Annotated in this window: 12 protein-coding genes and 1 pseudogene; 9 read left to right on the forward strand and 4 right to left on the reverse strand. The window is 63.5% G+C overall.

All coding sequences use genetic code 11. The features are described 5' to 3' along the window. Positions 1-124 precede the first annotated feature (124 nt). The 5 genes from LQ249_RS11130 (at position 125) to LQ249_RS11150 (ending at position 4,878) form a co-directional block, all read left to right on the forward strand. Entirely contained in the window at positions 125-793 is a 669-nt protein-coding gene (locus LQ249_RS11130) for a GntR family transcriptional regulator (RefSeq protein ID WP_046384101.1), read from the forward strand. Between the two features lie 74 nt (positions 794-867). Then, positions 868-1,674 carry an ABC transporter substrate-binding protein gene (locus LQ249_RS11135; protein ID WP_046384100.1) on the forward strand — a complete coding sequence of 269 codons (807 nt, stop codon included), beginning with the start codon at positions 868-870 and terminating at the stop codon, positions 1,672-1,674. 12 nt (positions 1,675-1,686) lie between these two features. Then, complete coding sequence (locus LQ249_RS11140; protein ID WP_046384099.1) at positions 1,687-2,463, forward strand: amino acid ABC transporter permease; 777 nt, start codon at positions 1,687-1,689, stop codon at positions 2,461-2,463. A 2-nt stretch (positions 2,464-2,465) separates the two neighbouring features. After that, complete coding sequence (locus LQ249_RS11145) at positions 2,466-3,245, forward strand: amino acid ABC transporter ATP-binding protein (protein ID WP_046384098.1); 780 nt, start codon at positions 2,466-2,468, stop codon at positions 3,243-3,245. 22 nt (positions 3,246-3,267) lie between these two features. After that, entirely contained in the window at positions 3,268-4,878 is a 1,611-nt protein-coding gene (locus tag LQ249_RS11150; protein WP_232566455.1) for a gamma-glutamyltransferase family protein, read from the forward strand. A gap of 28 nt (positions 4,879-4,906) precedes the next feature. On the opposite strand, the gene LQ249_RS11155 is transcribed toward LQ249_RS11150, so the two are convergent. The 3 genes and pseudogenes from LQ249_RS11155 to LQ249_RS31740 all read right to left on the reverse strand — a co-directional run. Further along, positions 4,907-6,388: an MFS transporter gene (locus LQ249_RS11155; protein ID WP_232566456.1), complete on the reverse strand. Its 1,482-nt coding sequence runs from the start codon at positions 6,386-6,388 to the stop codon at positions 4,907-4,909. A 66-nt stretch (positions 6,389-6,454) separates the two neighbouring features. Continuing rightward, positions 6,455-7,210, reverse strand: a complete 756-nt coding sequence (locus tag LQ249_RS31735) for a methyl-accepting chemotaxis protein (protein WP_371928148.1) — start codon at positions 7,208-7,210, stop codon at positions 6,455-6,457. 102 nt (positions 7,211-7,312) lie between these two features. Beyond that, a pseudogene (locus LQ249_RS31740) lies at positions 7,313-8,506 on the reverse strand (PDC sensor domain-containing protein); the annotation flags it as partial. Between the two features lie 344 nt (positions 8,507-8,850). On the opposite strand from LQ249_RS31740, the gene LQ249_RS11165 reads away from it, so the two are divergent. The 4 genes from LQ249_RS11165 to LQ249_RS11180 all read left to right on the forward strand — a co-directional run bounded on the left by LQ249_RS11165 (position 8,851) and on the right by LQ249_RS11180 (position 14,578). Next, positions 8,851-10,299 carry an APC family permease gene (locus LQ249_RS11165; RefSeq protein ID WP_046384094.1) on the forward strand — a complete coding sequence of 483 codons (1,449 nt, stop codon included), beginning with the start codon at positions 8,851-8,853 and terminating at the stop codon, positions 10,297-10,299. 84 nt (positions 10,300-10,383) lie between these two features. Continuing rightward, positions 10,384-11,805: an aldehyde dehydrogenase family protein gene (locus LQ249_RS11170; RefSeq protein WP_046384093.1), complete on the forward strand. Its 1,422-nt coding sequence runs from the start codon at positions 10,384-10,386 to the stop codon at positions 11,803-11,805. A gap of 11 nt (positions 11,806-11,816) precedes the next feature. Next, positions 11,817-13,166 carry an aminotransferase class III-fold pyridoxal phosphate-dependent enzyme gene (locus LQ249_RS11175; RefSeq protein ID WP_046384092.1) on the forward strand — a complete coding sequence of 450 codons (1,350 nt, stop codon included), beginning with the start codon at positions 11,817-11,819 and terminating at the stop codon, positions 13,164-13,166. Positions 13,167-13,255: 89 nt separating this feature from the next. After that, the gene (locus tag LQ249_RS11180; protein WP_057004877.1) at positions 13,256-14,578 is read left to right on the forward strand and encodes a hypothetical protein; all 1,323 of its coding nucleotides are present in this window, start codon (positions 13,256-13,258) and stop codon (positions 14,576-14,578) included. 27 nt (positions 14,579-14,605) lie between these two features. On the opposite strand, the gene LQ249_RS11185 is transcribed toward LQ249_RS11180, so the two are convergent. Next, the gene (locus tag LQ249_RS11185; RefSeq protein ID WP_046384091.1) at positions 14,606-15,364 is read right to left on the reverse strand and encodes an IclR family transcriptional regulator; all 759 of its coding nucleotides are present in this window, start codon (positions 15,362-15,364) and stop codon (positions 14,606-14,608) included. Positions 15,365-15,413 lie beyond the last annotated feature (49 nt).

A 15,413-nucleotide genomic window follows, 5' to 3' on the forward strand; every position in this document is an offset into this window, starting at 1 on the left:
ACTGCGAAGTATCCGACGACTACATCTAAATCAATCACTTAAGTCGACAGGCCAGAACCTGGCACGCCTCGTGCATTTTTGAATTTATGGATAATTGGATACAAAAATGCAAAGGTACCGCCGAATGCAATTTGCCCCCGCTTACGTTGACCGTCAGCCCCTGACTGCCGAGGAAGAGGCCTACAACTTCCTGCTCAATGCCATTTGCGGCGGCCGCTACCGCAAGGGCGACCGCCTGATTGCCGAAGACATCGCCAGTGAAATCGGTATGAGCCGCATGCCGGTGCGCGAAGCGTTCCGCCGCCTGGATGCCCAGGGCCTGGTGACCTTGCGCCCCAACCGCGGCGCCATCGTCGGCGGCCTGGATATCGATGAGCTGCACGAAGTCTTCGAGATGCGCAGCGCCCTCGAAGGCCTGGCGGTGCGTGTTGCGGTCGGTCGTATCGGCGAGCGCCAACTGGCGGCCCTGGAGCGCTTGCTGGACGAAATGGACGACTACCGCGACGAAAGCGCCGTGTGGGTCAGCCGGCACCGCGCGTTCCATGAATACCTGTGCAGCCTCAGCGGCCGGCCGCGGCTGATGAAGCAGATTTCGGCGTTGTACTCACTGGTCGAGGCGCCCATGCGCTTGTGGTTGCAACACGGTGAGAAACCCCTCAGCGCGCGCCAGGAACACGCGGTGATCCTCGACGCCATCCGTGCCGGTGACGCGGCGCGCGCCGAAGCTGTGGTGCGCGAGCACATCGAAGGCACCGTGCCGGCGCTGATTCAATTCCTGCAATCGGAACAATAGAAGCGGGCCCAAGCCCGCCTGTGTGTTGACGTTGAGTCCTGCCCCCGTTATTCAACGAACTGGAGTGTCTGGTCATGCATAAACGCCGCGCCTTGCTGGTGGCTCTCTCTCTCGGCCTCTGTACCCCATGGGCCTTCGCTGCGCCCCAGGTACCGGAGCGTCTGCAGAAAGTCGATAAGCTCATCTACTGCTCGGGGATGGATTCACCGCCCCTGGTGTCCTTCGACGAAACCCAGAAACCGCGCGGGCTCACCGTCGACCTCGGCGTGGAAATCGCCAAGCGCCTGGGCGACAAACAGGTGCAATGGCGGGTGATTCCGTTCTCCGGGCTGGTGCCGGCGTTGCTCGCCCAGCAGTGCGACATGATTGTCGATCAACTGTTCGACAAGCCCGAACGGCGACAGGTGATCGACATCGTCAACTACATGTATTCCAGCCAGTCGGTGGTGGTGCCCAAGGGCAACCCCAAGGGCATCAAGACCCTGGATGACCTGTCCGCGCACAAAGTGGCGGTGCTCAACGGTTCCACCATCAAGACCCTGTTGGACACCCAGAACGACAGCCTGACCAAGGCAGGCAAGCCACCGATGAAGCTGGTGGTCTACAACACCGACACCGACGCGTTCCAGGCCCTGCGCATCAGCCAGGTCGACGCCTACGGCACCACCGTGGAAACCGCCGGTTACTACGCGGCCATGGCCCCGGACCTGTTCCAGGAAGGCGTGCCGGCGTTCAGTCGCATCCTCACTGGCCTGGGCATGCGCAAGGACGACCCGCAACTGACCGCCGCCGTGCAGCAGATCATCAGCGACATGCGCAGCGATGGCAGCTATGTGCGGTTGCTGGACAAATGGCATGTCAGCAGCGACACACTCGACTGAGGCAAACCTGCGATGAATTTCAATTGGGATGTGTTCTGGCAGTACCTGCTACAGCCCAGCGGGGTGTACCTCACCGGGCTCTGGTTGACCTGCCTGATCAGCGTGCTGGCGATGCTGCTCGGCTGCGTGTTGGGGCTGGCGGCGGCGCTGCTGCGCTTGTCGAAGAACCCGCTGTTGCACCTGCCGGTGCGCTTTTATGTGTGGTTGATGCGCGGCACGCCGTTGCTGGTGCAGATCGTGTTTCTGTACACCGCATTGGCGGCGGGCGGGATTTTCCGCTTCGAGGACATCGAGCTGTTCGGCCTGATCGTGCCCGGCAATATCCAGGCGGCCATCATCGCCCTGGGCCTCAACGAAGGCGCGTACATGGCCGAGATCATCCGCGCCGGTATCGGCGCGGTGGACAAGGGCCAATACGAAGCCGGGCGTTCCCTGGGCATGGGCTTCGCCAAGCTGATGCGGCGCATCGTGCTGCCCCAGGCCTTCCGGGTGATCGTGCCGCCGCTGGGCAACGAGTTCAACGTGATGCTCAAGAACACCACCCTGGTCAGCGTGATCGGTGTGCAGGAGCTGCTGCTCAGTACGCAGATGATCACCTCGGCGACCTTCCGCGTATTTGAGCTGTACCTGGTGGTCGCCCTCTACTTCTTGACGCTGACGACACTGTGGGGCTTTTTCCAACGCTGGCTGGAGACGCGCTTCAGCCAGTCCGACCGGCCCACCGCGCCGCCGACGGCGTCCAGCCGCCTGTTCGGGCGCAGCACCCTGAAACTGCTGAGGGGACGTTAACCATGGCGCACCAAAGTGAAGAACTGATCATCGAAGCGCTGGATATCCACAAGTCGTTCGGTACATTGCCGATTCTCAAGGGCATCTCGCTGCAAGTACGCCGTGGTGAGGTAGTGGTGCTGATCGGCGCCTCCGGCTCCGGCAAGACCACCTTTATCCGCTGCATCAACCTGCTGGAAGACATCCAGGGCGGACGCATCCGCGTCAACGGTCGCGCCATGGGTTATCGCGAGCGCAGCGACGGCAGCCTGGTGCGCGATTCAGAGCGCAACATCGCCCGTCAGCGCCGCGACATCGGCATGGTGTTCCAGCGTTTCAACCTGTTCCCGCACATGACCGCGCTGGAAAACATCATCGAAGCGCCGATCCAGGTGCTCGGCACGCCGCGTGCGCAAGCGCTGGAACAGGCCCGTGGCCTGCTGGCGCGGGTCGGCCTGGCGGACAAGGCCAGCCATTACCCATCGATGCTCTCCGGCGGCCAGCAGCAACGGGTGGCGATCGCCCGCGCGCTGGCGATGAAGCCCCAGGCGATGCTGTTCGACGAACCCACCAGCGCCCTCGACCCGGAAACCGTCGGCGAAGTGCTGCAGGTGATGAAAGAACTGGCCGAGGAGGGCATGACCATGGTGGTGGTCACCCATGAGATGGGCTTCGCCCGTGAAGTGGCCGACCGCGTGGTGGTGCTCGATCAGGGCGAACTGATCGAGCAGGGCCCGCCGGAACAGATCTTCAGCCACCCCAGCCATCCGCGTACCCGAGCCTTTCTCAGCCGCGTGTTATGACTTTTTTTGAAGAGCCTTTGCCATGTTGAAATTTTCTGCTCACGAGTACCCTTATCCGTCGCAACGCCAAAGCGTCTTCGCCCGTCGCGGCATGGTCGCGGCGTCCCAACCGCTGGCCGCCCAGGCCGGGATCGAGATCATGCAAAAGGGCGGTAATGCCATCGATGCCGCCATCGCCACGGCGGCGGCGCTCACCGTGGTGGAACCCACCGGCTGCGGCCTGGGCGGCGATGCCTTTGCCCTGGTGTGGTGCAAGGGCCAGTTGCACGGCCTGAACGGCAACGGCCACGCGCCGGCCGCCTTGAACATCGAGGCGGTCAAGGCGGCGGGCCATGAGCGGATGCCGCTGTACGGCTGGACACCGGTCACCGTGCCCGGTTGTCCATCGGCCTGGGCGGAGCTGTCGCAACGCTTCGGCAAGTTGCCCTTTGCCGAACTGCTGCAACCGGCGATCAGCCTGGCGCGCGACGGTTTCCCCGTGTCGCCGGTGGTCGCCCATCAATGGCAGATCGCCCTGAATGAATTCAGCCCCCATCGCGACGCGGTGCTGGACGCCTGGTTCGACACGTTCCTGATCGACGGGCGCGCACCACAGGCCGGGCAGATCTTCCGCAACCCGGCCCAGGCCCACACGCTGGAAGAACTCGCCGCGACCCGCTGCGAAAGTCTCTATCGCGGCGCCTTGGCCGAGCGCCTTGACGCGCACTCCCGCGCCAGCGGCGGTTACCTGCGCGCCAGCGACCTCAAGGATTACCGCGCGCAGTGGGTGGCGCCGATCCATATCAATTATCGCGGCGTGGACGTCTGGGAAATTCCGCCGAGCGGGCAGGGGCTGGTGGCGTTGATGACGCTGAAGATCCTTGAAGGCTTCAGCTTCGATCACCGCGACAGCCAACAGACCTGGCACCGTCAGTTGGAAGCGATGAAGCTCGCCTACAGCGACGGCCTGCACTACATCACCGACCCCCAGCATATGCGTGTGGCGGTGGCCGATCTGCTGAGCGACGCCTACAGCACGCGCCGCCGCAGCCAGATCGGTGAACAGGCGCAGCCGCCCAAGCCCGGCGACCCCCACGCCAGCGGCACGGTGTACCTGGCCACGGCGGACGCCGAAGGCAATATGGTTTCGTTCATCCAGAGTAACTACCACGGCTTCGGCTCCGGCGTGGTGCTGCCCGACAGCGGCATCGCCCTGCAGAATCGCGGGCAGGAATTCAGCCTCGATCCGGCCCACGCCAACTGCCTGGCCGCGGGCAAGAAAACCTTCCACACCATCATCCCGGGCTTTCTCACCAAGGACGGCCAGGCTCTCGGACCGTTCGGCGTGATGGGCGGCTACATGCAGCCCCAGGGCCATGTGCAGATGGTGATGAACCTGGTGGACTTCGGCCTCAACCCCCAGGCGGCCCTGGACGCACCGCGCTGGCAATGGCTGGGCGACATGAAGGTCGGCATCGAACACGGCGCTTCGCGGGACTTGGTCAATGCACTGGCGCGGCGCGGGCATAAGGTGCAGACCGACAGCGACCTGACCGACTACGGGCGCGGGCAGATCATTCTGCGCGACCCGGTCAGCGGCGTGCTGTGCGGGGGGACCGAGCCGCGGACGGATTCGCATATCGCCGTGTGGTGAGCCGCTGATCGAGCCCAAGGGCGCGGTTTCACTGCGCCTGCCGGCTCAGCTTGACCAGCAGTGCGGCCATCAACAACAGTATCGCCATCGTCACCAGCACGACCACGAAGCCTGCATCAAACGCCGAACGGGCGAACGCCGTCAGCATGGTGGCGCCCTCGGGTGACAAGGTCTCGGCGACTTTCAGCGCGTCGTCGAGGCTCTCGAATGTCATGGGGTTTCGGCTCAGCCATGACGGGATCATCAGGCCTGTCGAGTACGCGTAGATCGCTGACAAGAGGCTGCCTGCCAGTGTCACGCCCACCGCACCGCCCAGTTCGAACGAGACTTCCTCAAGGGAGGCGGCCATGCCGGCCTTGTCGGCGGGCACGCTGAGCATGATGGTGCTCGAAGCTGCGGTCAGTGCCGCCCCCATGGTCAGGCCCAGCAGCGCCAGGCTGACGATTTGCAGCGGCACTGCGGCGTTGTACAGCGACACATAGGCCAGCATCGCGGCGGCTGACAGCAGCAATGTCCAGAACAGCATGCGTTGGTTGCCCAGGCGCGGCAGGTAGTAGCCGGCAAGCGGGCCGGCGACAAAGGAGCCCAGTGGCAGCGGCAGGATGAACAGCGCCGCGTCCAGCGGCGACAGGCCCAGCACCAGCTGCAGGCGCTGGCTGAACACCAGTTCCATGCCAATCAAGGCGGCGGCGGACACGAGCGCTGCAATCACGGCATTTCTGAATCCGGGCGTGCTGAACAACGACAGATCGAGCATCGGTTGCGTCGCTCGGCGTTGGCGCCGAATGAACAGCGTGAGGCAGAGCGCACCGAGTACGACCGCCACCAGCATGGCGTCGAAGGAGGGCAGGCGTTTGCCGAGTTCCTTGACGGCATACGCCATGCTGATCAAGCCGATCATCACCTGCAGCGAACCCAGCCAGTCCCAACGTCGTTCGGGGTTTCCCGGGTGGTCGGGGATCAACAGCACGCCGACGAGCAACGCCAGCAGCACAATCGGCACGTTGATCAGAAACACCGAGCCCCACCAGAAATGCTCCAGCAACAAGCCACCCACCACCGGCCCGAACGCCGCGCCCCCCGAGGCCACCGAGGCCCAGATCCCGAACGCCATGGCCTGTTCGCGCTCGTCGGTGAACGTCAACCGGACCAGGGCCAATGTGGCGGGCATCATCATCGCTGCGCCGACCGCCAGGAACCCCCGCGCGCCGATCAATACGCTGGCCGAAGGCGAGAAGGCTGCGATCAGCGAGCACAGCCCAAATACACTCAACCCCCCGATAAATAGCCGTTTATGCCCAAGGCGGTCGCCGAGCGTGCCCATACCCAGCAACAGCCCGGCGGCGATCAGCGCATAGATATTGATGATCCACAGTTTCTGCGACGCCGTCGCACCAAGCTCGCGCGTCAGTGTCGGCAACGCGGTGTACAGCACGGTCATGTCAATCACGATGAGCAGCAATGCGCTGGAAATAATGGCCAGGATCAACCAGCGTCGCGAAGCGGTCATGGGCAGGGCTCGATGGGTAAGGTGTCGAAGGCCGGCCACTGTAGCTCAGTTGCGCTGCATTGCCCCTCACACACGGAAATGGCCCACCAGGTTCTGCTGATGGTTGGCCATTTCATGCAGTGAGTCACTGGCCCTGGAGGCCTCGTTCATGCGCGTGCTGAGTGTTTCGCTGATGCCACGGATGTCACTGACACGCTGGCTGATATCGTCCACGACGGTGCTTTGTTCCAGGGCGGCGCTGGCGATCTGCTGGTTCATCTGCTCGATCACGTCCACGGCCTGGGAGATGTTCTGCAGCGCCGCACGCGTCTGTTGCACCTGGATCACGCTGCTGCCGGCTTGTTCGCGACTCAGTTGAGTGCTGTGTACCACCTCCTGGCTCAGCTGTTGCAACCTCTCGATCACGTTGCGCACCTGTTCGACCGAACTCTGGGTGTTGCTGGCCAGGTGCCTGACTTCATCGGCCACCACCGCAAAACCGCGCCCTTGTTCGCCCGCTCTGGCCGCTTCGATGGCCGCATTCAAGGCCAGCAGGTTGGTCTGTTGAGCGAGGGTGCAGATCACGTCCAGCACCTGGCTGATCTGGCTGCTGCTGTCGGCGAGGGCGTGTACCTGCTTGAGTGTGGCGTCCAGGCGCTGGTCGAGGTGTTCGATGTTGTGTACGGCGCTGGCGAAGACGGCCTGACCGGAGCGGCTCGCGCTTTCCGCGGCGCTCGCGGCGTCGGCGGCAGAGTGCGAGTGGCGCGCCACTTCCTGGGCACTGGCGCTCATTTCATGCAGCGCGGTCGCCGCCAGTTCCACTTCACGGTACTGGCGCTGCATGCCTGCGCTGACCTCCCGGGCAATGCCCGAGGACGTGTCGGCACTGGTGCGCGTGTCCCGCGAGGCGGATTGGATGTCGCGGATGATCGGCTGCAATTTGTCCAGGAAACGGTTGAAACCGTTGCTCAGTGCGCCCAGCTCATCGTGGCGAGCCACCGGCAGGCGCTGGGTGAGATCACCGTCGCCGTCGACAATCGCATCGAGCAGGCTGGCCACCTTCAGCAGCGGGCGCGTCACGCCGTAGGCCGCCAGCCAGATCAGCAGCATGCCCAGGCAACTGGCGAGCAAACCGAGGCCCAGGTTGAGCCAATTGGCCTGGCGGCGTTGGGCATCCAGTTCGCTCTGCATCTGCCGAACGGGGGCCTGCGCCACGGCTTGCGGCACCTTCAACTGCAACGTCCACGGTGGGCTGCCCGCCACGGTCTGGACGGCCTGACTGATGTCGATGCTGGCGCCCGAGACCTCGCCACTGCGCCCGGCCACCTGGCCCGAGTTTGCGACTATGCTGACTGCGCTGGCGCCCTGGTACAGATCCTGGCGCAGGTTGGCCGCGAGTTTCTGCAGGGTGTCGAGGCCGATGTCCATGCCGACCACGCCGATCGTCGTGCCGTTGGCGATCAGTGGAATCGAAATGCTGCTCATCAGGACTTTGCGGCCCTCCACCTCGCTTTCATAGGGCGCCACCACACAGGTGCGGCCCTGGGCCTGCGGGCAGACGTACCAGGCGTTTTCCGGCTCACTGCCCGCCGGCGCATGATTGGCGGTGATTTGCGGCTCGGTGAGTACTTCCTGGACCAACTGCCCCGGTTGGCTCTGCGACCAATACAGCGCGAACCGGCCTGTTTCGTTGCCTGCCAACGCACGTTGCGCGGTGAACTGCGCGTCGGCACCCGCCAGCGCATCGGGCAGCAACACCACGTACAGGCCGAGCACTTTGTCGCGCTTGAGCAGTGTCTGGCGAGTAATGTTCACCAGTGTCTCGCGCAGTTGTGTCGCCGAGAGGCGGCCATTGAGGGTTTGTTCGCGCAGTTGCAGGACCTGTTGCGCGAAGCCTTCGCCATACAGCGCCGTCTCATTGAAAAACCGCGCAACCTGCTGACCGTGGGCAACCGCCTGGGCCTGCAAGTGCTCCGTGGCCGCTTGCGCCAGCAACTGAGTGCTGCGTGCCTTGAGCAGTTCTGCACTTTGTTGATTCTGGTACAGCGAGGCGCCGGTCAATGCGGCGACAACGGCCAGCAGGCACAGCCCGCTCAGGAGTGTGATGCGCCATTGAATAGTCAGGTGAGCAAAAGGCATGGCTGGGGGTTCCTGCGCGTGAGGGCTCTATGGGCTGTAATAGCCTGGTGGGCGCCGTCGTTTCTTATTGTTGCTAGCCGACATCCGGGCATAGCACGGCGACCCTAGAGTGCAGGGATGAACATCCGGAGGGTTATCCCAAATCGGCGGGGAACGGTGCTGGACGCTGAACTGTTTTGGGGCGGTGCAGGCGATGCTACCGATTTGGGATAGCGAGGGGTTTGTAGGGGGGCATAGGATCGAATACAGCGTGCAAGCCAAAAAATAAAAGCGCTACCCGGTGCCGATAGAGCCTTGATCGGAGCCACCCCACAGCGACTGCCTCATACAATAAGGTCAATAACATGAGTGTATCTATTCAGGTCAACAGCTCCACGGAGTTGAAGCGAGGCGCCCTGGGTGTCGGCTTCATCATCTTTTTCGTGGTTTCGGCGGCGAGTCCGCTCAGTGTCATCGCCGGCGGTTTTCCGATTGGCATCATGCTGGGTAACGGTGCCGGCACCCCGGCGTTGCTGCTTCTCGCCTTGCTGGTGCTATTGGCGTTCTCGGTGGGTTACACCACCATGTCCCGGCACCTCACCAACGCTGGCGGTTTCTATGCCTTCACCTCGCGTGGCCTGGGCGGTTTGGCCGGGGGCTCGGCGGCGGTGTTGGCGATGTTTGCCTATAACATTCTCCAGATCGCCCTGTATGGCATGTTCGGCGGCGTGGTCAGCGGCACCATGGAGAGCGTGGTTGGCTTGGTGTTGCCGTGGTGGTCGTATTCGCTGATGGCGATGGCCAGTATTGCGGTCCTCGGTTATCGCAAGATTGATCTGTCGGCCCGGGTATTGTCGGTCGTGGTGATCGCGGAGTACCTGGCGATCCTCACCCTCGACTTCGCCATTCTCAAGAGCGGCGGTGACAGCGGGGTCAATCTCGACGCATTCAGCAGCCAGCATGTGTTCAGCGGTACGCCGTCGATCGGCCTGCTGTTCTGCTTCGCCGCCTTCATCGGCTTCGAGGCCACGACGATCTACGGCGAGGAAGCGAAAAACCCGCAGCGCACCATTCCGATTGCCACCTACTGTTCGGTGCTGTTGATCGGTGGGTTCTATGCGCTGTCGGTCTGGGCGATGGTGGTGGGCGTGGGCGCGGACAAGATCGTGCCGATGCTGCAGGCATTGCAGGACCCCACGACCTTTATCTACGGCATGTCCGATCACTTCGTCGGGCCATACCTGACCCAGATCATCCGCGTGCTGTTCATGGTCAGTATCTACGCCGGGCTGTTGGCATTCCATAACGCCGCCGCGCGCTACTTCTACGCGATCGGCCGCGACGGCCTGCTGCACAGTCTGCTGGGCACCACGCACCGCGTGCATCAGAGCCCGCATATGGGCTCGGCCTTGCAGAGCCTGATCGCGGCGGTGGTAGTGCTGATCTTCGCCGCCTTGGATGCGGACCCGATCCTGCAACTGTTCGCCTGGTTCTCCAACCTCGCCACCCTGTGCGTGATTTTGTTGATGGCGATGACCTCGGTCGCGGTGTGTGTGTATTTTCACCGGCATCCCGAGCTCAACGTCAGCGTTTTGCGCGGGCGCATTCTGCCGGGGATCTCCTGCCTGGCATTACTGATGGTGCTGGTACTGGCGGTGGCGCATTTCGATGTGCTCACGGGCGCCAGCAAGCTGTTGTCGTACAGCCTGTGCGCCGTCATCCCCCTGGCCCTGCTCGGCGGCATCTTTCTCGCCGCGCGCTTGCGCAAGGTATCGCCCCAGCGGTTCCTGGCGTTGGGCAGCCACAAGCTCTAAGGCATCAACCCGGTACAACTCTACTGCGAACTGTGCGCTTGTCGGTGTCCGACAAGGCGTGCCTGCGTTAAAGGAAAATTGCACATGCACCATTACACGATGCTGATCAACGGGGTTCAGGTTGCCGGTGAAAACGGGCAGTTTGACGTGATCAACCCAGCCACCGGCACCGCATTCGCACAGTGCCCGGCCGGTTCCCTGGCGCAACTGGACCAGGCGGTGGCGGCTGCCCAGGCGGCCTTCAAAACGTGGCGGCACAGCACTCACGCGCTGCGTTGCGAGCGCCTGCTGGCGATTGCCGAGGCGATCGAACAGGATGCCGACGCCCTGGCCCGGTTGATCGTTCTCGAACAGGGCAAACCGCTGGAGCTGGCGTTGTCCGAAGTCATGGGCGCCGCCGCGTGGACCCGCTATGCCGCCGCGCAACAGATCCCCGTGGAACTGGTGGAAGAAACCCCCACCCAGCGTGTCGAGTTGCACCGCAAGCCGCTGGGCGTGGTGGCTTCCATCACACCGTGGAACTGGCCGGTGATGATTGCCGTGTGGCACATCATGCCGGCGTTGCGTGCCGGCAATTGCGTGATCAGCAAACCCTCGAGCCTGACGCCATTGAGCACCTTGCGCCTGGTGGACATCATCGCTCGGCATCTGCCCCACGGGGTGATCAATTGCGTGACCGGTGAGCAAGGTTTCGGCAGCGCGATCACCTCCCACCCCGGTATCCAGAAGATCGTCTTCACCGGCTCGACCGCCACCGGGCAAAGCGTGATGCGCGGCGCTGCCGGCAACCTCAAGCGATTGACCCTCGAACTGGGCGGCAACGATGCCGCCATCGTACTGCCGGGCACGCCGGTGGAAGAGGTCGCCGAAGCGATTTTCCAGGCAGCGTTCCTCAACATGGGCCAGACCTGTGCGGCCCTCAAGCGTTTGTACGTTCATGAGTCCCAGTACTCGGCGTTTGCCGATGCACTGACGCGCATCGCCGCACGCCAGGTCGTCGGTGACGGCCTGGCGCCGGGGGTCACGTTTGGTCCGGTGCAGAACCTGGAGCAACTGCAACTGGTCGAGGCACTGGTCGCCGATGCGCGCGAACACGGCGCGCGGGTTTTGTGCGGCGGCGCGCGCCTGGAGCGTCCGGGGTTCTTTTATCCACCCACGCTGGTCGCCGATGTCACGGACGGCCAGCGGCTGGTCGACGAGGAGCAGTTTGGCCCGGTGTTGCCGTTGATCGCCTATCAGGATGTGGAAGACGTGCTGCGTCGCGCGAATGCGGGCGACATGGGCTTGGGCGGCTCGGTCTGGGGGCCGGACGTCGAACAGGCGACGGCGTTGGCCAGCCGTCTGGAAAGCGGCGTGGCATGGGTCAACTGCCATGCCCGCATCCAGCCGAACACGCCGTTCGGCGGCAGCAAGATGTCCGGGTTCGGTGTCGAGTTCGGCCTTGAAGGGCTGCTGGAATTCACCGGGCAACAGCTGTTGTTTGTCCACAACCGTGACGCTGAGTAAGGGCCTGAGCCATGTACGAAAAATACAAAACTGCGCAGAAGAAATTCTGGCATCCGATGAGTTCCAGCGCCCCGGCGCAGCGTGCCAAGACCTTGATCATTGCCCGTGGCGACGGCAACTACATCACCGACATCGACGGCCAGCGCATGCTCGACGGCGTGGGCGGCCTGTGGAACGTCAACATCGGGCACAACCGTGCGTCGGTCAAGGCCGCGATTGCCGCGCAACTCGACGAACTGGCGTATTACCAGACCTTCGACGGCATTGCCCATCCGCGGGTGTTCGACCTGGCCGAGCGGCTGACGTCGATGTTCGCCCAGGAGCAGATGACGCGTGTGCTGTTCAGTTCCGGTGGCTCCGATGCGGTGGAGACCGCACTGAAAATGGCCCGCCAGTACTGGATCGCCAGCGGCGAGCCGGGGCGCACGCGCTTTTTGTCCCTGCGCAACGGTTATCACGGCGTACACATGGGCGGCACGTCAGTGGGCGGCAATGGGGTTTATCACTACAACCACGGGCCGTTGTTGGCCGGATGCCATTTGCTCGACACCCCATGGTTGTATCGCAACCCTTGGGACTGCCGGGACCCGCAAGCGCTGACCGCACACTGCATTCGCCAGCTTGAAGATCAGATCGCCTTGCTGGGCGCGCAGACCATCGCCGCGTTGATCGCGGAACCGGTGCAAGGCGCCGGTGGCGTGATCGTGCCGCCGGACGACTACTGGAAGCGCCTGCGTGAGGTGTGCGACCGCCACGGCATTCTGTTGATCGCCGACGAAGTGGTCACCGGTTTCGGTCGCTCGGGCTGCATGCTCGGCAGCCGCGGCTGGGGTGTCGCGCCGGACATGCTGTGCCTGGCCAAAGGCATCACCGCCGGTTATATCCCGCTGGGCGCAACGATGTTCAATCAGCGCATCGTCGACGCGATTGAGCACGGCGAAGGCTTCAGCAACGTGATCATGCACGGCTACACCTACAGCGGGCATCCGACCGCCTGCGCGGCCGCCCTGGCGGTGCTGGATATCGTCGAAGCCGAGGACCTGCCGGGCAACGCCGCCAAGGTCGGCGGGCAATTGCTCGAACAGCTGCAAGCACTGACCGAGCGTTACGCCGTGGTCGGTGAAGTGCGCGGCAAGGGCCTGATGATTGCCCTCGACCTGGTGGCGGACAAAACCACCCGCGAACCGCTGAACCCGGCGGCCGGGCAGCCTTTGCGGATCGCTGACGCGGCACGCCGCGCCGGGGTGCTGGTGCGGCCGATCGGCAACAAAATCGTTCTTTCGCCACCGCTGACCCTCACGGGCGGGGAGGCCGAATTGATCGTCGCGGCGCTGGACACCGCGCTCGCCGCTTGCGGCTAGCCCTTGCGAGCCTGGCGCAGCGCGGCTGCGCCAGTGTTATGCGAATACCTAAGACAGCCTTTGAAGGTGCACCTCAAGGAGTTTCAACCATGCGGTATCCATCCCCTCCCTTTCGCCGCAGCACCCTGGCTGCCACATTGGCGCTTTGCGCCGTCGGCCAGGCCCATGCCTATGAGGTTTACAGCGACGAGAGCCGGCATCTGAACGCCGATATGACCGCCGTATTCGGTCAGTTCAACAGTCGCAAAAACTATGACGGCGCCCCGGGCGGTTCGACCTGGCGCGAAGGCTTCATCAAATACGGCTTGAGCGGCGACCAGGCCCTGGCAGGCAAAGGCACGGCCTATGGCGCGTTCGCGCTGGTCAGTTCCGCGACCTGGGGCGACGGTGATCCGGCCGGCAATACCCTCGGCACCGAACACACCACGAAAATTGAAGACGCTTACCTCGGTTGGCGTTCCGGCGACCTGTTTCCGGCACTGGGCAAGGACGGTGTGGATATTTCCGGTGGGCGCCAGGTGGTCAAGATCGGTCGTGGTTTCCTGATCAACGACGACGGGCCGAACCTGGGCAAGGGCCCGGCGGATGGCGCGCTGAACCGTGGCGGGGCCTTTTACCTGGCGGCGCGGCATGCCTTCGATCAAACCGCGGTCCTGCGCCTGGGCGGGCAGGAGGGCGTGCATGGCAGCGTGTTGTGGCTCAAGTCCGACAACCGCGCCCAGGCGGAAACCGAACTGGCCGCCGGCACCCTGGATTACACCGCCAAGCCCGGCACTCTGGGGTTGACCTGGGTGCATGGCATCGATGTGAACGAGCGCTGGGCCAGCGATTTTCAGCGCCAGCGCAAGGGTATGAACGTCTACAGCGTGCGCGGCGAAGGCGATGCCGGGCTGCCGAACGTCAGCCTGGCATTCGAGTATGCCTGGCAGGACAAAGACGCCGGGCCTGAAAAAGCCTGGTACGGCGAAGCCGGCTACACCTTTGCCGACATCGCCTGGGCGCCGAAGCTGACCTACCGCTACACGCGCTATTCGCAAAAATGGGACCCGCTGTTCACCGGGCTCAGCACGGGTTACGGCACCTGGTTCCAGGGCGAGGTGGCCTCCAACTATGCCGGCCCGTTCAACAGCAACACCGGTATCCATCACGTCGGTCTCAAGGCAACGCCATTGGAGAACCTGACGGTCGGCGCGCTGTACTTCGACTTCGACACGTTGCGCAAAAGCAATGCGCTGAACCTCGATGCGCGGGAGCTGGACGTCTACGTCGAGTGGGCCGTCAACCCGCACCTGATCGTCACGCCGCTGATCGGCCTCTACAAGCCGAAGCAGGACTCCACCAGCGGCGGCAACCAGACGGTCGGCAATGGCACCAACCTGTACAGCCAATTCACGGTCGCGGTGCCGTTCTGAGGTTGACGGCCGTCGCGTTCCTGACCCTCAGGACGCGGGGGCGCTCGGTGGGTTGCGCATGTTTTCGGCAATTCGCCGTGTGGTGTCCATCACCATTTCGATCACGGTTTCCTGACGTAGCAGCTTGAAGCTCTGGCTGCTGCCGACGGCGGACAGACTGCCAACCACCTCGTCCATATCCGGCCGGATGATGGGCGCGGCGATGCCGGTCAGGCCCAGGTTGAGTTCGTCGTGGGTCAGGCAGTAGCCGTCCTTGCGGATCTTTTTCGCGGCCTTGGAGAAGCTGGCCCAGTCGTATGGGCTGTCCGGGTCGTTGGCCATGTGTTCTTCGAACAGGCGTTGCAAGCGTCGACCTTTCTGAAAGGCGATCAGCACCTTGGATTGCGCGCCGCGAAAAAACGGCAGCGGGTGTCCGCGGCCAAAGGAGAAGTGGTAGGTGTCGCTGGGTTCGGCGATGTAGGTGTTGATGATGCGCCCGTCATAAAAAACGCTGGCGAACACGGCCAGGCCGGTCTGGGCGGACAGTTCGTGCATCAGCTCGCGCCCGGCGAGGAGGATGGGGTCGTACTGGCGCATCATCCAGTCCAGTTCGATCACGCGCGGCCCCAGGCCGTAGCTGCCGGCATCCACGCGGGTCAGCAGGCCGGCGTCACACAGGTCCTTGACGTAGCGATACACGGTGGCGCGCGACAGGCCCATGCGCTCGGCGATGGTGTCCGGATCGATCTTCAACGTCTGCGGACCGAACAGGTCCAGGACACTCAACAACTTGCTCAGACTGCTCATTTCGTTCCTAGAAAAGGGGATGGCACGCGGGTGAGCACTATAGGCACGC

This window comes from Pseudomonas sp. 7-41 (genome assembly GCF_021233075.1).
Classification (GTDB): Bacteria; Pseudomonadota; Gammaproteobacteria; order Pseudomonadales; family Pseudomonadaceae; genus Aquipseudomonas; species Aquipseudomonas veronii.